This is a genomic window from Arthrobacter sp. 131MFCol6.1 (genome assembly GCF_000374925.1).
GTDB lineage: Bacteria > Actinomycetota > Actinomycetes > Actinomycetales > Micrococcaceae > Arthrobacter.
In genome coordinates this window covers 152,907-171,492 of the sequence record NZ_KB895546.1, presented here as the reverse complement: position 1 = coordinate 171,492, position 18,586 = coordinate 152,907, and the positions used below count along the sequence as shown (strand labels likewise).

General features: G+C 66.5%; 20 protein-coding genes. 15 read left to right on the top strand and 5 right to left on the bottom strand.

Annotated elements, in window-relative coordinates:
• Positions 1–204: 204 nt before the first annotated feature.
• The 9 genes from C566_RS0112880 (at position 205) to C566_RS21460 (ending at position 7,617) form a co-directional block, all read left to right on the top strand.
• Positions 205–1,152 (top strand): ABC transporter ATP-binding protein, encoded by a 948-nt coding sequence (locus tag C566_RS0112880; protein ID WP_018774761.1) that lies wholly within the window; start codon positions 205–207, stop codon positions 1,150–1,152.
• A 10-nt stretch (positions 1,153–1,162) separates the two neighbouring features.
• Positions 1,163–2,029, top strand: coding sequence for an ABC transporter permease (locus tag C566_RS0112875; RefSeq protein ID WP_018774760.1), 867 nt, complete (start codon positions 1,163–1,165; stop codon positions 2,027–2,029).
• On the top strand, positions 2,026–2,874 hold the full coding sequence (locus C566_RS0112870; protein ID WP_018774759.1) for an ABC transporter permease: 849 nt from the start codon (positions 2,026–2,028) through the stop codon (positions 2,872–2,874). Before C566_RS0112875 ends, C566_RS0112870 begins: the two co-directional genes overlap by 4 nt.
• Positions 2,875–2,912: 38 nt before the next feature.
• Positions 2,913–3,269 (top strand): VOC family protein, encoded by a 357-nt coding sequence (locus C566_RS0112865; RefSeq protein ID WP_018774758.1) that lies wholly within the window; start codon positions 2,913–2,915, stop codon positions 3,267–3,269.
• 74 nt (positions 3,270–3,343) lie between these two features.
• Entirely contained in the window at positions 3,344–3,913 is a 570-nt protein-coding gene (locus tag C566_RS0112860; protein WP_018774757.1) for a hypothetical protein, read from the top strand.
• 10 nt (positions 3,914–3,923) lie between these two features.
• Positions 3,924–4,757 (top strand): exodeoxyribonuclease III, encoded by an 834-nt coding sequence (locus tag C566_RS0112855; RefSeq protein ID WP_026266657.1) that lies wholly within the window; start codon positions 3,924–3,926, stop codon positions 4,755–4,757.
• Positions 4,758–4,774: 17 nt separating this feature from the next.
• Complete coding sequence (trpS, locus tag C566_RS0112850; RefSeq protein WP_018774755.1) at positions 4,775–5,890, top strand: tryptophan--tRNA ligase; 1,116 nt, start codon at positions 4,775–4,777, stop codon at positions 5,888–5,890.
• Between the two features lie 4 nt (positions 5,891–5,894).
• A complete protein-coding gene (locus tag C566_RS0112845; RefSeq protein WP_018774754.1) occupies positions 5,895–6,506 on the top strand; it encodes a 2'-5' RNA ligase family protein in 612 nt (203 codons plus the stop codon).
• Positions 6,451–7,617 carry a YihY/virulence factor BrkB family protein gene (locus tag C566_RS21460; protein WP_018774753.1) on the top strand — a complete coding sequence of 389 codons (1,167 nt, stop codon included), beginning with the start codon at positions 6,451–6,453 and terminating at the stop codon, positions 7,615–7,617. The genes C566_RS0112845 and C566_RS21460 overlap by 56 nt, the downstream gene beginning before the upstream one ends.
• Here C566_RS21460 and C566_RS0112835 read toward each other — a convergent pair.
• From C566_RS0112835 to sdhC, 5 genes are all read right to left on the bottom strand, one after another.
• Positions 7,580–8,344 carry an alpha/beta hydrolase family protein gene (locus tag C566_RS0112835; protein WP_026266656.1) on the bottom strand — a complete coding sequence of 255 codons (765 nt, stop codon included), beginning with the start codon at positions 8,342–8,344 and terminating at the stop codon, positions 7,580–7,582. The genes C566_RS21460 and C566_RS0112835 overlap by 38 nt on opposite strands.
• Before the next feature lie 133 nt (positions 8,345–8,477).
• On the bottom strand, positions 8,478–9,260 hold the full coding sequence (locus tag C566_RS0112830; RefSeq protein ID WP_018774751.1) for a succinate dehydrogenase iron-sulfur subunit: 783 nt from the start codon (positions 9,258–9,260) through the stop codon (positions 8,478–8,480).
• A gap of 1 nt (position 9,261) precedes the next feature.
• Positions 9,262–11,061, bottom strand: a complete 1,800-nt coding sequence (gene sdhA / locus C566_RS0112825; RefSeq protein WP_018774750.1) for a succinate dehydrogenase flavoprotein subunit — start codon at positions 11,059–11,061, stop codon at positions 9,262–9,264.
• A gap of 178 nt (positions 11,062–11,239) precedes the next feature.
• Positions 11,240–11,704 carry a succinate dehydrogenase hydrophobic membrane anchor subunit gene (locus tag C566_RS0112820; RefSeq protein ID WP_018774749.1) on the bottom strand — a complete coding sequence of 155 codons (465 nt, stop codon included), beginning with the start codon at positions 11,702–11,704 and terminating at the stop codon, positions 11,240–11,242.
• Positions 11,705–11,707: 3 nt separating this feature from the next.
• On the bottom strand, positions 11,708–12,088 hold the full coding sequence (sdhC, locus tag C566_RS0112815) for a succinate dehydrogenase, cytochrome b556 subunit (RefSeq protein ID WP_079553238.1): 381 nt from the start codon (positions 12,086–12,088) through the stop codon (positions 11,708–11,710).
• 267 nt (positions 12,089–12,355) lie between these two features.
• Here sdhC and C566_RS0112810 point away from each other — a divergent pair, with 267 nt between their 5' ends.
• The 6 genes from C566_RS0112810 to C566_RS0112785 all read left to right on the top strand — a co-directional run bounded on the left by C566_RS0112810 (position 12,356) and on the right by C566_RS0112785 (position 18,531).
• A complete protein-coding gene (locus tag C566_RS0112810; RefSeq protein WP_026266655.1) occupies positions 12,356–13,489 on the top strand; it encodes a mannose-1-phosphate guanylyltransferase in 1,134 nt (377 codons plus the stop codon).
• A 97-nt stretch (positions 13,490–13,586) separates the two neighbouring features.
• Positions 13,587–14,786 carry an amidohydrolase gene (locus C566_RS0112805; protein ID WP_026266654.1) on the top strand — a complete coding sequence of 400 codons (1,200 nt, stop codon included), beginning with the start codon at positions 13,587–13,589 and terminating at the stop codon, positions 14,784–14,786.
• Between the two features lie 280 nt (positions 14,787–15,066).
• A complete protein-coding gene (locus C566_RS0112800; RefSeq protein ID WP_018774745.1) occupies positions 15,067–15,531 on the top strand; it encodes a MarR family winged helix-turn-helix transcriptional regulator in 465 nt (154 codons plus the stop codon).
• Positions 15,532–15,648: 117 nt separating this feature from the next.
• On the top strand, positions 15,649–16,080 hold the full coding sequence (locus C566_RS0112795; protein ID WP_018774744.1) for an organic hydroperoxide resistance protein: 432 nt from the start codon (positions 15,649–15,651) through the stop codon (positions 16,078–16,080).
• Positions 16,077–17,108: an NADP-dependent oxidoreductase gene (locus C566_RS0112790; RefSeq protein WP_018774743.1), complete on the top strand. Its 1,032-nt coding sequence runs from the start codon at positions 16,077–16,079 to the stop codon at positions 17,106–17,108. The genes C566_RS0112795 and C566_RS0112790 overlap by 4 nt, the downstream gene beginning before the upstream one ends.
• Positions 17,109–17,424: 316 nt before the next feature.
• Positions 17,425–18,531 (top strand): BMP family lipoprotein, encoded by a 1,107-nt coding sequence (locus tag C566_RS0112785; protein WP_026266652.1) that lies wholly within the window; start codon positions 17,425–17,427, stop codon positions 18,529–18,531.
• The last annotated feature ends 55 nt before the right edge of the window (positions 18,532–18,586 follow it).

Here is an 18,586-nt window from a genome sequence, read left to right as displayed (position 1 = left end):
GCCACGCGGGGGCTCGCCTAAGGCTCCCGCGGTGGTTGGGCCGGCGTTCTGCGGGCCCAACCACCGCAGGATTCCGCACGGTTTACCGCCTGCCGGCATAACGGAACGGATACGTCAGGAGTTTTTACGAAAAGACTCTTTCATAGTTTGCGGGGATCCACTACCGTAGTGCGGGTGTCTGAACTTGCCTCTAAAGAATCACGTGTGAGCAGCGCCTCCGACGCCGCTCCCCAGTACGTCATCACCGCCGAGAACCTCACCAAACGTTACGGCGACGTCACCGCCGTCGACGGCATCTCCTTCCGCGTCCCCGCCGGGGAAGCCTTCGGCCTGCTGGGCCCCAACGGCGCCGGCAAGTCCACCACGATGAAGATGATCGGCGGCGTCTCGCAGCGCACCTCCGGCAGCCTGGACATCATGGGCCTGGACCCCGAACAGCACGGGCCGGAGGTCCGCGCCCATCTGGGCGTCGTGCCGCAGCAGGACAACCTGGACGAGGAACTGAAAGTCCGGGACAACCTGCTGGTCTACGGCCGCTATTTCGGCCTGCCGACGAGCTACCTCAAGCCCAAGGCCGACGAGCTGCTGGAATTCGCCCAGCTCACGGACAAGGCCAACTCCAAAGTCGATGCCCTCTCCGGCGGCATGAAGCGGCGCCTGACGATCGCCCGCTCGCTCATCAACGAGCCCCGGATCCTGCTGCTCGACGAGCCCACGACGGGCCTTGACCCGCAGGCGCGGCACATCCTCTGGGACCGGCTGTTCCGGCTCAAGGAACAGGGCGTCACCCTGATCCTCACCACGCACTACATGGACGAGGCCGAGCAGCTCTGCGACCGCCTGATCGTGGTAGACAAGGGCAAGATCATGGCCGAGGGATCGCCGGCCAGCCTGATCCGCGAATACTCCACCCGGGAGGTCCTGGAACTGCGCTTCGGCTCGGAGCGCAACGCGAGCGTCGGCGCGGAGCTCGGCGGCATCGGCGAACGCGTGGAAACCCTGCCGGACCGGGTGCTCATCTACGCCCACGACGGCGAGGCCGCCCTGGAGCAGGTCACCGCCCGGGGCCTGCGTCCGGTCACCTCACTGGTCCGCCGCTCCTCCCTCGAAGATGTCTTCCTGCGCCTGACCGGCAGGAGCCTCGTTGACTAAGAAGGAAGAGTTGACTCAGCCAATTCAGGCGGCGGGGACGACGGCGGCGGGGACGGCCCTGCGCGCGCACTCGCCGGAAGTCTCGGCCGCCCGCGCCCGCCGCTGGGGCGCGTTCTACTACGCCGAACAGGTCCTGCGGGTCATGAAGGGCTACGGCTGGACCATCGTGATGTACGGCGTGGGACAGCCGGTGGCCTACCTGTTCGCGATGGGCGTTGGCCTGGCCACCCTCGTCGAGTCCAACGGCGCCGGCGTCTTCGGCGGGGTCAGCTACCTGACGTTCATCGCGCCGGCCCTGCTGATCTCGGCCGCCGTCATGACGGCGGCCAACGAGTTCACTTTCCCCGTGATGGACGGCTTCAAGTGGCGGCGTGTCTACTACGGCCCGCACGCCTCGCCGCTGACTCCCGAGCAGATCGCCGGCGGCCAGATCATCGCCGTGACGGTGCGCTTCCTGTTGCAGTCGGCCATCTACTTCGCCGTCGTCGCGCTCTTCGGCGCCGCCCCCGGCGCGTGGGGCTGGGTGTCGATCCTCATCGCCACGCTCGCCGGCCTGTCCTTCGGCCTGCCGCTCATGGCCTATGCGGCCACTATCCAGCACGACAAGGGCCAGTTCGCCATGGTCATGCGGTTCATTGTCATGCCGCTGTTCCTGTTCTCCGGCACGTTCTTCCCGCTGGACACCCTCCCGCTCGCAGTCCGCTGGATCGGCTGGATCTCTCCGATCTGGCACGGAACGGAGCTTGGCCGCGTGGTCAGCTACGGGTACGAGGAAGCGCCGTGGCTCACCATCGTCCACGTCCTCTTCCTGCTGACCCTGGCGGTTGCCGGCTGGGTCCTGACCAAACGCAAGTTCGCCAAAAGGATGGCCTCATGAGCGTCCTGACCGGAAATTTCAACACCGGGGACCACAGCGTCACCGAAGCCGCGCGCCGCCGCCGCTTCGGGCCCATCTACTCCCGCAATGTCCGCGCCGTCGTCGCCCGCGGGCTCATGGCCACCAAGAGCAGCAACTGGATGGTCATGGCCTCCGGGTTCTTTGAACCCGTGCTGTACCTGATCTCCATGGGGGTGGGCCTGGGCGCGATTGTCGGGTCGGTCCAGGGCCCGGGCGGGCAGGAAATCAGCTACGCGGCGTACATCGCGCCGGCGCTGCTGGCCGTGTCCGCCATGAACGGCGCCGTCTACGACTCGACGTGGAACGTCTTCTTCAAGATGAACTTCGCCAAGCTGTACCAGGGCATGCTCTACACCTCGCTGGGGCCGCTGGATGTTGCCATGGGCGAAATCTTCCTCGCCCTGCTGCGCGGGGCCATGTACGCCACCGGCTTCACGGCCGTGATGGGCCTGATGGGCCTCATCACCACACCGTGGGCCATCCTGATGATCCCGGCCTCGGTGCTGATCGCCTTCGGCTTCGCGAGCTTCGGCATGGGGATCACGAGCTTCATGAAGACATTCCAGCAAATGGACTGGATCAACTTCATCATGCTGCCGATGTTCCTCTTCAGTGCCACGTTCTACCCGCTCAGCGTCTACCCGCAGGCCGTCCAGTGGCTGATCCAGGCCATGCCGCTGTGGCACGGCGTGGAACTGCTGCGGCAGATCAGCGTGGGGGTGTTCACCCCGGCCACCGCCGTGCACATCGGCTACTACCTGGTCATGATTGCCCTCGGCGTCCTGCTCACCACGAGCCGCCTGGGCAAACTGTTCCTCAAGTAGCCGTCCCGCAAGTAGCCGTCCCTGGAATAGGAGAACCCATGATCGGACAATGGCAGGCCCTCGTCATCGACTGCGAGGACCCTGACACCCTGGCCAGCTTCTACCAGGAGCTGCTGGGTATGATCCGGGTGCAGGAGGAAGAGGAGTGGATTTCGATTGGCGACGCCGCCGATCGTCCCGCCGTCGCCTTCCAGCGCGTGGACCGACTGGTCCGGCCGCAGTGGCCCGACGCCGAGCACCCGCAGCAGATGCACGTGGACGTGAAAGTCGGGGACCTCGACGCCGGAGAGGCGGAAGTCCTCCGGCTGGGCGCCACGCGCCAGACGGGCGGCGGCAAGACCTTCCGGGTCTACACGGACCCCAGCGGCCACCCGTTCTGTCTTGTCCTGACCTAGGCTCAGCGCCGGGGCGGCGTTCGCCCGGGGTGGAAGCGCAGCGGGCGGCCGGCCCCGTTTGCGATAATGGGCTCATGCAATCTCTGGGTAGCTCCTCGTCCACGTCCAACGACACCACGGCCCGCGGCCGGTACTCCATGTTCCGCATCAGCGGTCCGGGGCTGCTGGTCTTCATCATCGCGTTCGTGGTGGCCGTGATCTTCGCGGCCAACCAGAACGACGTCGTGGGCTGGATCGTGGCGATCATCGCCGGCTTCTGGCTGGCGCTGGCCTCCTTCGTCGTGTTCAGCATCCAGAAGGCCGCCAAGAAGGCCGGGGCCAGGCTGAACGAGGCCCAGAACGCGTTCAACGCCGCCGCCGGGCGGCCGCCGGCGACGGCCAGTGCGGACCACGGCGGCACCCGTGTGGTGAGCGAAAGCCGCGCAGCGGACAGCATCCGGGACATGAAGCTGGACCACTCCTTCAAGATTGTCCAGGTCCAGGTCCGTGTGGTCGAGCAGGAGCGGGCGAAGGGCGAGGCGGCGGACCGCGATACGATCAGCCGTGCTCTGGAGACCATCGAGATCACCGCCACCAACGCGCGGGACATGATCAAATCCTCGGGCGGCGATGACGCTCCCGTCAGCGGAACCATCATCGACTAGAGTGGATCGGGTGAGCTCGGCATTGAAGAAGGACCACCTTCGCATCGCGTCAGTCAACGTCAACGGCCTTCGTGCCGCCTACAAGAAGGGCATGGCGGAATGGCTTGAACCGCGCGAGGTGGACATCTTGTGCCTCCAGGAGGTCCGCGCGCCGGACGCGATCGTCGAGGAACTGCTCGGCGAGGGCTGGTACATTCTCCACGCCGAGGCCGAGGCCAAGGGCCGGGCCGGCGTTGCCATTGCATCCCGGGAAGAGCCGCAGGCCACCCGGGTGGGGATCGGCGATGACTTCTTCGCCACGGCCGGACGCTGGGTCGAGGCGGACTACATCGTGCGGGACGCCGACGGGCAGGCCTCACAGCTGACCGTCGTGAGCGCCTACGTGCACTCGGGCGAGGCCGGCACCCCCAAGCAGGACGACAAATTCAGATTCCTCGACGTCATGGTCCAGCGGCTGCCCGAACTCGCCAAACACAGTGACCACGCTCTGGTGGTGGGTGACCTCAACGTCGGCCACACGGAGCTGGATATCAGGAACTGGAAGGGCAACGTCAAACGTGCCGGCTTCCTGCCGGAGGAGAGGGCGTATTTTGACCGCTTCTTCGGCGAGGAAATCGGCTGGAAGGATGTTCACAGGGGCCTGGCGGGTAACGTCGACGGCCCCTACACTTGGTGGTCGCAACGGGGCCAGGCCTTCGACAACGACACCGGCTGGCGCATCGATTACCACATGGCCACGCCCGCTCTCGCTGCTGCCGCAGTGTCAGCCGTTGTTGACCGGGCTGCGTCCTGGGACACACGCTTCTCCGACCACGCCCCGCTGGTAGTGGACTACCGGCTCTAGTCTTAAGGCTTCCACGAATGACCACCACTTCAACTGCGACCACTGTGACCCAGGCCGGCGTCGCCCCCGACGTTGCGACTGCCACCGCGAAGGACGCCTCTGCGGCCACCGCGGCCCGGCACCGCATCCTCTCCGGCATGCAGCCCTCCGCCGACTCCCTGCACCTGGGCAACTATCTCGGCGCCCTCGTGAACTGGGTCCAGATGCAGGACGAGTACGACGCCATCTTCTTCATCCCGGACCTGCACGCGATCACCGTTCCGCAGGATCCGGCCGAGCTGGCGCACCGCACCCGGGTCACGGCCGCGCAGTACATTGCCGGCGGCGTCGACGTCGACAAGTGCACGCTCTTCGTCCAGTCCCAGGTGCCCGAACATGCCCAGCTGGCGTGGGTCCTGAACTGCATCACGGGCTTTGGCGAGGCGTCCCGGATGACCCAGTTCAAGGACAAGGCGCACAAACAGGGTTCAGACCACGCCAGCGTCGGGCTGTTCACCTACCCGATCCTGCAGGCAGCGGACATCCTCCTGTACCAGCCGCACGGTGTCCCCGTGGGCGAGGACCAGCGCCAGCACGTGGAGCTCAGCCGCGACCTGGCCCAGCGGTTCAACTCCCGCTTCGGCGACACGTTCACGGTGCCGCAGCCCTTCATCCAGAAGGAATCCGCGAAGATCTACGATCTGCAGCACCCCACCGCCAAGATGTCCAAGTCTGCGGAGTCACCGGCAGGGCTGATCAACCTGCTGGACGAGCCCAAGGTCACGGCCAAGCGGATCAAGTCCGCCGTGACTGACACAGAAACCGAAATCCGGTTCGACCGGGAGGCGAAGCCCGGCGTGTCCAACCTGCTGACCATCTACTCCTCGATCACCGGGCAGAGCGTCGACGCCCTCGTCACCGCCTATGAGGGCAAGATGTACGGCCACCTCAAGGCGGACCTCGCCGAGGTGGTTACGGAGCACCTGACCCCGATCCGGAACCGGGCCAAGGAGCTGCTGGACGATCCCGCGGAGCTGGACCGGCTGCTGGGCCTCGGCGCGGACAAGGCCCGGGAGATTGCCTCGCTCACCCTGCGCGACGTCTATGCCAAGGTGGGGTTCCTGCCCTACGCCGGCGCCCAGGGAGTCCGCTAGGTCAATGTCCTCCGTCAGCAAAGTCACCGCGAAAGCCGCCTCGTCGAACGGACAGCGCAGCGAAGGCATCAGCATCGGTGTGATCCTGAGGTTCCCGGCGGACATCGCCGAGGAGCTCCAGCGCTGGCGGGCATCCTTCGGGGATCCCATGGCCGCCGTCGTCCCGGCACACATCACCCTGGTCACCACCACCATGACGCAGGACTGGGCTGCGACCCAGCGCCATGTCCGGGACGTGGCCCGGCGGCAGGAGCCCTTCACGGTGACCATCGCGGGGACCGGATCTTTCCGGCCGGTGTCCCCGGTGGTCTTCCTGAACGTCGAGGACGGATTCGGGGACTGCGTGAACCTGCACCGCCAGTTGCAGTCCGGCCCGCTGGAGCGGGAATTGCCGTTCGGCTACCACCCGCACGTTACCGTGGCCCATGACGTCGCCCCGGAAAGCCTCGACGAGGCCGAAACGGTCCTGAAGGATTACAGGGCCACGTTTCCGGTCGCTAGCATGGGTCTTTACGAGCACGATGACAACGGCATCTGGCAGCTACGGGAAGAGCTTGATTTTGGGACCAAACCTGACCACGACAGAGGCCCGGACGGCACCGCAGGCGCCCGATAAGCCGCCGCTCCCCACCGATCTGGCCGGGCTGAAACTGGAAGTCATCCGCAAGAGGGTCGAGTGGGGCAGGGTTCGGCGCTCCGGCGGCGGGACGATCGCGTCCCTGATTGCGATGATGAACTGGTTCCTGGCCCGGCTGAACATGCTGCTGCCCCTGCGCGTATACTCGCACTACCTCCGCCAGCGTGGCCCGCTGTTGAGTGCCGGCATTGGCTTCCGGATGTTCTTCTCCATCACGGGTCTGTTGGCCACCGGCTTGTCCTTGGCCGGGCTCGTGCTCAGCGACCATCCGGCCCTGCTGGACCAGGTCATCAAGAGTGTGGCCGCCGCCGCGCCCGGCCTGTTGCAGGTCGACGGCAGCGAGGGGCTGGTTGACCCCTATGAGCTGCTCAACCCCACCAGCCTGGGTTGGGCCGCCGGGATCGCCGCCGTGGTGACGGTGTTCACGGCCCTGGGCTGGATCAGCGGCATCCGCGACGGTACGCGGAGCATGATGCAGTTTGGCCCCCTGGTGATGAATCCGATCCTGCAGATACTTAAGGACGTCGGCACGCTGCTGCTGATGGGGGTGGCCCTGGTAGTCAGCTCCGCAGCCTCGCTGATCTTCGGCACGGCCGCCGGATGGGTTACCGAGCAACTGGGCCTCGAGCCGGTAGTTGCCGGGCCGCTGACGACCTCCGTCACGATCCTCGTCCCGCTGCTGCTCGGCTGGGGCACCGCCCTGATCATGTACCGGGTGGCCGCGGGGCTGAAGCCGGCCCGGCGCTCCCTGCTGGAAGGGACCACCTTCGCGGCGGTGGGCACCACCATCCTGCAGATCTTCAGCACCCAGCTGCTGGCCAGCGCGGGCAAGAACCCCATTCTGGCGCCCTTCGCCATCATCATCGGCCTGCTGATCTGGTTCAACCTGGTCAGCCAGGTGTACGTGATCTGTGCCGCGTGGGTGGCGATCCGAGAGGAGGACCTCAAAGCCGGGCCCGCCGCGGCGAGCACCGGCTGGGGTGCCCGGCGCGTCCAGCCGGGCAAAACGCCGGTCGAACAGCGGGGCCGCCGCAGGCCGCTGGCCGCCGCGTTCAGGCGTCGAGGTACTGGTCGGCCCACGCCGAAATAATCTTCGCCGCACGCGCCGCCTGGCCCTTGCCGGTCAGCAGATGGTCGCTGCCCTCCAGCGAGACGAAGCTGCGCGGGTGGCGTGCCGTCTGGAAGATGGTGCTGGCGTTTTCGATCCCCACCGTGTTGTCGGTGGGGGAGTGCAGCACCATGAGCGGCTTGTGCAGCTGCCGGATGCAGTCCGTCAGGTCCGCGTTCTCGAGGTCCTCCACGAAATGCCGGCGGATCTCCACCCGTTTGCCGCCGAGGTCCACCTCCGCGCTTCCCTCGCTCAGGATCCGGTCCAGGGCCGCGTCAAAGACGTGGGCCACGTGCTTGGGGGAGAAGGGGGCACCCACGGTGGCCACGGCCCTCAGCTCCGGGATCTGCCGTGCGGCGGACAGGACGGCCGCGCCGCCGAAAGAGTGGCCCACCAGCAGGGAGACCCGCCGGTCCGAGTCCCGCATGAATTCGGCGGACTTGACGGTGTCGGCCACCTTGTGGCTGAAGGACCCCTCCGACCACATTCCCGCGGACTCGCCGAGCCCCAGGTTGTCGAACCGGAGCATCCCCACGCCGTTGTCCGCCAGGGCCTTGCACATCCGCGACGCCGAGGGGCTGTCCTTGCCCAGGGTGAAGCCGTGCGAGAACACGCCCCAGCCCTTGACCGGTCCCTCCGGCAGGTCCAGCACGCCGGAGAGCCGCTCGCCGGTGGAACCCTGGAACGAGACTTTTTCTGAGCGGGACACGGCGTCCCCTTTCATCTGAGGGCGAATCATTGCGGGCGGAAACGACGACGGCGCCCCCACCCGGAAGGTGAGAGGCGCCGTCGTCGGTAATTACTGAAGGTGAAGCCGGTAATGCGGCCGGTGGAACCGGTCCTTAGATCTTGCGGGACAGGATGGCCTGCTTGACCTCAGCGATTGCCTGCGTGACCTGGATGCCGCGGGGGCATGCCTCGGTGCAGTTGAAGGTGGTGCGGCAGCGCCACACGCCTTCCTTGTCGTTGAGGATCTCCAGGCGCATGTCGCCGGCGTCATCGCGGGAATCGAAGATGAAGCGGTGCGCGTTGACGATCGCCGCCGGGCCGAAGTACTGCCCGTCGGTCCAGAACACCGGGCAGGACGAGGTGCACGCGGCGCACAGGATGCACTTGGTGGTGTCGTCGAACCGCTCGCGGTCCTCGGCGGACTGCAGGCGTTCCTTGGTGGGCTCGTGGCCGCGGTTGATCAGGAAGGGCATGACTTCGCGGAAGGACTGGAAGAACGGCTCCATGTCCACGATCAGGTCCTTCTCCACCGGCAGGCCCTTGATCGGCTCGACCGTGATGGGCTTGGACGTGTCCAGGTCCTTCAGCAGTGTCTTGCAGGCGAGGCGGTTGCGGCCGTTGATGCGCATGGCATCGGAGCCGCAGACGCCGTGGGCGCAGGAACGGCGGAAGGAGACGCTGCCGTCCATCTCCCACTTGATCTTGTGCAGGGCGTCCAGGACACGGTCGGTGCCGTACATGGTGACCTTGAAGTCATCCCACGTGGCGTCCTCGGAGACCTCGGGGTTGTAGCGGCGCACGCGCAGGGTGACGTCGAAGGACGGGATTTCCCCGCCGCCGCCGACGCCGGCGGGCAGCTCGATCTTGGATGCTGGCTCAGCGAGTTCAGCGCTCATCTTAGTACTTCCTCACCATCGGCTCGTAGCGCGTAAAGACCACCGGTTTGGTGGCAAGCCGGATGCCGGCAATAGCCTCGGCGGAACCGTCCGCCGGGGCGTGGTCATCCTTGTACGCCATGGAGTGCTTCATGAATTTTTCGTCGTCGCGCTCGGGGAAGTCCTCGCGGAAGTGGCCGCCGCGGGATTCCTCGCGGTGCAGGGCCGCCACGGTCATGACCTTGGCGAGCTCGAGCAGGAAGCCCAGCTCCACTGCCTCGAGCAGGTCCAGGTTGAAGCGCTTGCCCTTGTCCTGGACGCTGATGCGCTGGTACCGCTCCTCGAAGGAGGCAATGTCCTTCAGGACTTGGTTCAGCGTCTCGGCGGTGCGGAACACCTGCATGTTGGCGTCCATGGTGTCCTGCAGTTCCTTGCGGATCGCAGCGACCTTCTCGGTGCCGTCGGAGGTGCGGACGTGGTCCAGCAGGTTCAGCGTGTAGGCCTCCGGGTCAACGGGGAGCTCCACGAAGTCGGCGGTCTTGGCGTACTCGGCGGCGGCGATGCCGGCGCGCTTGCCGAACACGTTGATGTCCAGCAGCGAGTTGGTGCCCAGGCGGTTGGAGCCGTGGACGGAGACGCAGGCGACCTCGCCGGCGGCGTAGAGGCCCGGGACCACCGTGTCGTTGTCCTGGAGGACCTCGGCGCTGATGTTCGTGGGGATGCCGCCCATGGCGTAGTGCGCCGTCGGGAACACCGGAACCGGCTCCGTGTACGGCTCCACACCCAGGTAGGTGCGGGCGAACTCGGTGATGTCCGGCAGCTTGGCATCGATGTGCGCAGGCTCAAGGTGCGTCAGGTCCAGGAGGACGTAGTCCTTGTTCGGGCCGCAGCCGCGTCCCTCACGGACTTCGTTGGCCATGGAGCGGGCCACGATGTCGCGCGGGGCGAGGTCCTTGATGGTGGGCGCGTAGCGCTCCATGAAGCGTTCACCCTCGGAGTTGCGCAGGATCGCGCCTTCGCCGCGGGCGGCCTCGGAGAGCAGGATGCCCAGCCCGGCCAGGCCGGTCGGGTGGAACTGGAAGAATTCCATGTCCTCCAGGGGGATGCCCCGGCGGAACGCGATGCCCATGCCGTCGCCGGTCAGGGTGTGGGCGTTGGAGGTGGTTTTGAAGACCTTGCCGGCGCCGCCGGAGGCGAACACCACGGACTTGGCCTGGAAGACGTGCAGTTCGCCGGAGGCGAGGTCGTAGGATACGACGCCGGCAACGCGCTTCTGCTTGTACGGTGTGCCGTCCTCGCGGACAGCGTCCTCTTCGACGGTCAGCAGGTCCAGGACGTAGTACTCGTTGTAGAACTCGACGTTGTGCTTGACGCAGTTCTGGTACAGGGTCTGCAGGATCATGTGGCCGGTGCGGTCGGCGGCGTAGCAGGCACGGCGGACCGGTGCCTTGCCGTGGTCGCGGGTGTGGCCACCGAAACGGCGCTGGTCAATGCGACCCTCGGGCGTGCGGTTGAACGGCAGGCCCATCTTTTCCAGGTCCAGGACGGCGTCGATCGCTTCCTTCGCCATGACCTCGGCGGCGTCCTGGTCAACCAGGTAGTCGCCGCCCTTGATGGTGTCGAAGGTGTGCCACTCCCAGTTGTCTTCCTCGACGTTGGCCAGGGCTGCACACATGCCGCCCTGCGCCGCGCCGGTGTGGGACCGGGTGGGGTAGAGCTTGGTCAGTACTGCTGTTCGGGCGCGCTGACCTGATTCGATCGCCGCGCGCATCCCGGCGCCACCGGCACCGACGATCACGACGTCGTACTTATGGACCTGCATACCAGACGCTCTTTCTCTCAAAATTCGCTATAAACCACCGGCAGGCCGCGCCTGCCCGGTGAAGTCTCGTGCAATCTGCGCCTGCGCTCGGCAGGCAAGATCAGTTGCCGTGACGGACCGCCGGTTCCTGCCCGGACGGGCTGCGGTCCGCGGCGATTCCTCCGTTACGGCTGAGCCCCTATGGCGCGGGGCAGAAGCCGCCGGGAAGCTGGACGCCGTTGGCCACGGGGCACGGATCGAACGTGAAGATGACCAGGGTGCCCAGGATGATGATGACCGTGGTGGCCGCGTAGAGCACAATCTTCAGCCAAAGGCGCGTTGCGTCCTTCTCGGCGTAGTCATTGATGATCGTGCGGACGCCGTTGGTGCCGTGCAGCATGGCGAGCCACAGCATGGCCAGGTCCCAGAACTGCCAGAACGGATCGGCCCACTTGCCGGCCACAAAGCCGAAGTCGATCGCGTGGATGCCCTCGCCGACCAGGAGGTTCACGGTCAGGTGGCCGAAGATCAGCACCACCAGCACGACGCCGGAGAGGCGCATGAAGAGCCAGGCGAGCATCTCGAAGTTGCCCTTGGAGCCGCCGGTGCGACGGTACTTCGGCTGGATCTTTCCGCTACGCGGGCTCTGAATAGTTGCAGTCATGGCTTAGTGACCTCCAAGGGCGAGGGACAGGTGGCGGATGGAGAAGCCGACCATGACGACGACCCAGAGGCCCAGGACCGTCCAGAGCATCTGACGCTGGTACTTGGCACCCTTCTTCCAGAAGTCGACGGCGATGATCCGCAGGCCGTTGAAGGCGTGGAACACGATCGCCGCTACAAGGCCCGTTTCACCCAGGGCCATGAGGGGGTTCTTGTAGGCACCAATCACTGCGGTGTAGGCCTCGGGGGACACACGCACCAATGAGGTGTCCAGCACGTGGACCAACAAGAAGAAGAAAATCACTACACCGGTAATGCGGTGTCCAACCCAGGACCACATGCCTTCACGGCCGCGGTACAAGGTGCCAGCTGGTTTTGTCGGCACTGAATAAACCTCCCTGCAACACAGCGGCGCTGGCATGGGATCCACGCGGGGGGAACGCCTGCTGCGAGAGCACTCGTAAGCTCAAGCCTAAATCTAGGCTTCGCTCACAGCTTATTCAATTTAGGAACCCCTTGTTGACAGGCCCCGGCGCGGTTTTGCGTCCGATTTGAGACGAACGCCACATTTAGCCGTGGTTGCGGGCGCCGGCAGGGCCTGATCCGGGCCCAATTCGGGCCGAATTGGCCGCCGTCGGCTAAAGTAGCCGTGATGACTACAGACAAAGTGACAAGCCAGGATTCACCGCTGGACCGTTTTATTGCGGTCATTCCGGCGGGCGGGGTGGGGACCCGCCTCTGGCCCCTGTCACGGGCAGCAGCCCCGAAATTCCTTCACGACCTCACCGGTTCGGGCAGCACTCTGCTGCGCGCGACCTATGACCGCCTCCAGCCCGTCGCCGGCAAGCACGTGCTGGTGGTGACCGGCTCCGCCCACAGGGCAGCCGTCTGCCGCCAGCTGCCTGAGGTCCTGGAAGCCGACCTCGTCCTGGAAAGCGAACCCAAGGACTCCGGCGCTGCGATTGGCCTCGCCGCGGCGATCCTCCACGAGCGGGACCCGGACATCATCATGGGCTCGTTCGCCGCGGACCAGGTCATCAGCCCGGACAACCTCTTCCAGGACGCCGTCCGTGAGGCCGTTTACACCGCGGCCGCGGGGAAGATCGTCACCATCGGCATCAAGCCGACCCACCCTTCTACCGGATTCGGCTACATCCGTTCCGGCGCGAACCTGCACATCCCCGACGCGCCCAGCGCGCAGTCCGTCGTGGAGTTCGTGGAGAAGCCCAGCGAGGAAGTGGCCCAGGAGTACGTCGACAGCGGCGAATATGTCTGGAACGCGGGCATGTTCGTGGCCCCGGTCTCGCTGATGCTCAAGCACCTCGAAGCCAACCAGCCCGAACTCTTCGCCGGACTCCAGGAAATCGCCAAGGCCTGGGACACCCCGGAGCGCGACGCCGTCACTGCCCGGGTCTGGCCCACGTTGCCCAAGATCGCCATTGACTACGCCGTCGCCGAGCCAGCCGCCGCCGCCGGCGACGTCGCCGTGGTGCCCGGAACGTTCCTCTGGGACGACGTCGGGGACTTTGCCTCCGTGGGCCGGCTCAACAGCGCCAAGGAAGTCGACGAGGTCACGGTCCTGGGCGAGGGCGCACGCGTCTTCACCGAGAACGCCAGCGGCGTGGTGGTCTCCGATACCAAGCGGGTGATCGCCCTGATCGGCATCAAGGACGTCGTGATCGTTGACACCCCGGACGCCCTGCTGGTCACCACCAAGGAACACTCGCAGCGGGTCAAGCAGGCCGTGGACGCCATCAAGGCCAAGGGCGACACCGACGTCCTGTAGCCGGATGGGAGCGGATCACGGCCTGCGTAATGTTCAGCAATCCGTAACGCGCCGTACCCGATGCCGCTATTCTTTGGCCGCTCGATAGAGTTATTCCGTGCGCAACTATTCGACTGAAGCTGAGCCCACGACTCTCGTGGGGCCGTGGCTGGAGCCCCTGCTGCCGGAGCTGATTGCTTTCCGCCGCGACCTCCATGCGCATCCGGAACTTTCGTTCAAGGAGTTCCGCACCACCGACAAGCTGGCGAAACGGCTCGAGGAAGCCGGGCTCAAACCGCGCCGCCTCGAGGGCACGGGCCTGACGGTCGACGTCGGGCAGGGTCCCATCGCCACCGCCCTGCGCGGGGACATCGATGCCCTGCCGATCATCGAGGAAACGGGCCTTGAGTTCGCCTCGAAGAACCACGGCGTGACCCACGCCTGCGGCCATGACGTCCACACCACCACCATGCTCGGGATCGCGCTGGTCCTGCAGCGCATGCACGAGGTGTCCCCGCTGCGCGGGACGGTCCGGATCATCTTCCAGCCGGCCGAGGAAACCATGCCCGGCGGCGCCACCTCGTGCATCGAACAGGGCGTCCTGGACGGTGTGCCGCGCATCTTGGCGCTGCACTGCGACCCCCGGATCGAGATCGGCAAGATCGGCACCCGGATCGGGGCCATCACCTCCGCCTCGGACACCATCAAGATTGAACTCTCCGGCCGCGGCGGCCACACCTCGCGCCCCCACCTGACCGAGGAACTGGTCTTCGCCCTGGCGCAGATCGCGGTCAATGTTCCCGCCGTGCTCTCGCGCCGCGTCGATGTCCGCAGCGGCGTGTCCGTGGTCTGGGGTCAGATCTCCGCAGGCTCGGCCCCGAACGCCATCCCCGGCAGCGGCTACATGGCCGGGACCATGCGTTGCCTGGACCGCGACGCCTGGCACGACGCCGGCGAGCTGCTCGACGACATCATCCGGCAGGTCGCCGAGCCCTACGGCGTCGACGTCCACCTGGAACACACCCGCGGCGTGCCGCCGGTGGTCAACTCCGAGCACGAGACCGCGCTGATCGAGGCCGCGGCCCGCGCCGAAATCGGCGAGGGCGCCGTGGTTCTGACCCCGCAGTCCATGGGCGGGGAAGACTTCGCCTGGTTCCTGGCCGACACCCCCGGCGCCATGATGCGCCTCGGCACCAAGACGCCCGGCGGGGAAGAGTACGACCTCCACCGCGGCGACTACATCGTCGATGAGCGGGCGCTGGGCCTGGGCATCCAGGTGCTCACGGCGGCGGCCCTGCGCACCATCCGCGACCTCTAAACCGTTCCGCCCGCGGCCCACCCGCCCCGGGCCTCCCGCTGTGCCCACCCGCCCCGCTGCGCCCTGCCGGGCCGGACGCGGAGTTTCCCCACCTTTGCCGGCGCGACGCCGGGACACCCCGTCGATGCGGGCCGACACGCCGTCGGGCCCTGCGAACATGGGGAATTCCGGCGATTCCTGCCGCGTTGGCCCCCTGCGCACCGGCTGGCGGTTCCCATTCCGCACTTCAGTTGTGCACAATTGAATTGCGTGCGATTCAATCGTGCCGTACGGTGGAACTATGACTACGCCAGAGGAAGCCCGCACGGCCGGGCCGGAAGCGCTCCGCCTGAACCGGCAGGTGTGCTTTGCGATGTACTCGGCCTCGCGTGCCGCCACGGCCGCCTACCGGCCCATGCTCGAGGAGCTCGGCCTGACCTACCCGCAGTACCTCGCCATGCTGGTGCTCTGGGAAGCGGAGCCGCGCAGCGTCCGTGAACTGGGGGAGGAGCTGGGCCTGGACTCCGGCACGCTCTCGCCCCTGCTCAAGCGGCTCGAAGCGCTCGGCCTCGTCCAGCGCCGCCGCTCCGCCGAGGACGAGCGCCGCGTGGAGATCTTCCTGACCGACGCTGGCGCCGCCCTGAGCGCCAAGGCCGGCGGCATCCCGCAGCGCCTGGCGGACGCCGCCGGGCTCACCGCCGCGGAACTGGACCAGCTCCGCGACACCCTGGCCCGGCTGACAAGCGCGCTCCACGCCTCGCATTAAGCCCACCCACTGGACCTACCCCCAAGCCTTCCCACGAGGACCCCATACCGGGCCCTTGCCGGGCACCCCGCTGGGCCCATACCTGCCCAGACTTCCCGCCGACAGAACGGAAACCCCATGAAGACCCTTTACACAGCAGAGGCCCTGGCCTCCGGCGAAGGCCGCGACGGCACCGCCGTCAGCAAGGACGGCAAGCTGAGCGTCACCCTGGCCAGTCCGGTCGAACTCGGCGGTGACGGCGCGGGCACCAACCCCGAGCAGCTCTTTGCCGCCGGCTACGCCGCGTGCTTCCACTCCGCCCTGCGCCTGGTGGGACGCAAGGAGCGCGCCGACCTGACGGACTCCGCCGTCGCCGCCAAGATCCACTTCGGCGCACTCGAGGACGGTGCCGGCTACGGCCTGGCCGCCGAGCTTGAGATCGCCCTGCCCGCCGTGGACCGGGACACCGCCGAGGCCCTGGTGGCCAAGGCCCACCAGATTTGCCCGTACTCCAACGCCACCCGCGGCAACATCGCCGTCGACATCACCATCCTGGAGGTAGCCGCATGAGCAACACCACCGCAACTCGCACCCTTCCCGCCGCCACCCGCGAGATCCAGTTGGCGTCCCGCCCGCACGGCCGTCCAGTGCCGGCGAACTTCCGCCTCGCCGAGTCGGCGCTGCCCGAACTGCAGGACGGACAGGTCCTGGTCCGCAACCTCTACATCTCGGTAGACCCGTACATGCGCGGGCGGATGAACGACGTCAAGTCCTACTCCGCGCCGTTTGCGCTGGATGCCGCACTCGACGGCGGCGCCGTCGGCGAAGTCATCGCGTCCCGGGCCGAAGGCCGCGCTGTGGGCGACACGGTGTTGCACGGCCTGGGCTGGCGCGAATACGCCGTCGTCGATGCCGCGGCCACCACGGTGGCGCGCACCGATCTGGCCCCCGCGTCAGCATTCCTCGGCGCCCTCGGCATGACCGGGCTGACCGCCTACGCGGGACTGCTGAAGGTCGCGGAATTCAAGCCCGGCGACGCCGTGTTCGTCTCGGGCGCCGCCGGCGCGGTCGGCTCGCTCGTGGGGCAGATCGCCAAGGCCATGGGCGCGTCCCGGGTGATCGGCAGCGCAGGCTCGCCGGAAAAGGTGGCCCGGCTGCTCGAACTCGGTTTCGATGCCGCCTTCAACTATCACGACGGCCCGGTGGCGGAACAACTTGCCGCGGCCGCTGGTGAACGCGGGATCGACGTCTACTTCGACAACGTCGGCGGCGAGCACCTCGAGGCAGCGTTGTCCTCCCTCACGGTCGGTGGCCGGGTGGCCATGTGCGGGGCCATCGCCCAGTACAACGCGACCGAACCGACGCCGGCGCCGCGGAACCTCATGCTGGCGATTGGCAAACAGCTGACGCTCAAGGGCTTCCTGGTGGGCGGCTACTGGCAGCACATGGCCGAATTTGTTGAGACCATGTCCGCCTGGCTGGCCGACGGGACGGTCCGCTATGACGAGACGGTGGTGGACGGGCTGGACAACGCCCCGCAGGCCTTCATGGACCTGCTCGACGGCGCCAACACCGGCAAGATGCTCGTCCGGCTGTAACTGGACACCAGCAAACGCCGTGCCTGCCACGACGCCTCCGGCGCCGGATTCCTTCGGGGACCGGCGCCGGAGGCGTATGTGCACCTCCGCTGGCACGGTGCCCGGCTACCACTAGGTAACAAGTTCTCAACAATCTGGGCATTCGCCGGGACCTGTGTTATCGGGACGTGGCGCAGGCCACTACAGTAGCTTGCATCAGTGCGCCTCGGCGCAGTGCTGCGAAATCCATCAGTGACAACAGAGATCAGCGGAACACCGCCGACAGACACTCATTGAACTTCCGTCGTAGCGCCTACTCTTTCTTCCTGGAGGAAAATTGAAGAACTCTCTGCGTGCCACCTTTAAGCGCGGATCAATGGCCGGCGTCGCCACCGCGGGCGCGGCTGCACTCCTGCTGACCGGCTGCGGAGCTGCCCCGGAGGCCAGCACCGCCACCAACACTGCAAGCAACTACACGGGCTGCATCGTGTCCGACTCGGGTGGATTCGACGACCAGTCGTTCAACCAGTCTTCCTACGAGGGCCTGAAGAAGGCCGAGAAGGATCTCGGCATCAAGACGAACGAAGCCGAGTCCAAGACCAACAACGACTTCGAGCCGAACCTGCGCGCCATGGTTTCCGCCGGCTGCAACCTGACCATCACGGTCGGCTTCCTGCTCGGCGACGCAACCAAGGCCCAGGCCACCGCGAACCCGGACAAGCACTTCGCCATCATCGACTTCGGCTACGAAACCCCGATCACCAACGTCAAGCCGATCATCTACGACACGGCCCAGGCCGCGTTCCTGGCCGGCTACCTCGCAGCAGGCACCACCAAGACCGGAACGGTCGCCACGTTCGGCGGCATCAAGATCCCCACGGTCACCATCTTCATGGACGGCTACGCCGACGGCGTGAAGTACTACAACGAGAAGAAGGGCAAGGACGTCAAGGTTCTTGGCTGGGACAAGGCCAAGCAGGACGGCTCCTTCACCGGCGACTTCGAAAAGCAGGACAAGGGCAAGCAGTTCACCCAGAACTTCCTGGACCAGGGCGCCGACATCGTCATGCCCGTCGCCGGTCCGGTCGGCAAGGGTGCCGGCGCGGCCCTGCAGGAAGCCAAGGCAGCAGGCAAGGACGTCAAGCTCATCTGGGTTGACTCCGACGGCTTCCTCACGGCACCGGATTACAAGGACATCATGCTCTCCTCCGTCATGAAGCAGATGGGCGAGGCCGTTGAGACGGTCGTCAAGCAGGACAAGGACGGCCAGTTCACCAACAAGCCGTACATCGGCACCCTCGCGAACGACGGCGTCCAGCTGGCCCCGTTCCACGACATGGATGCCCAGGTTCCGGCCGAACTGAAGTCCGAGCTGGACCAGATCAAGAAGGACATCGCCGACGGCAAGCTCAAGGTTGAATCTGCAGCCAGCCCGAAAGCCTAACTTCCTCCGCTAAGCGCCACGGCCCGTCCGGTCACCACCGCACGGGCTGTGGCGC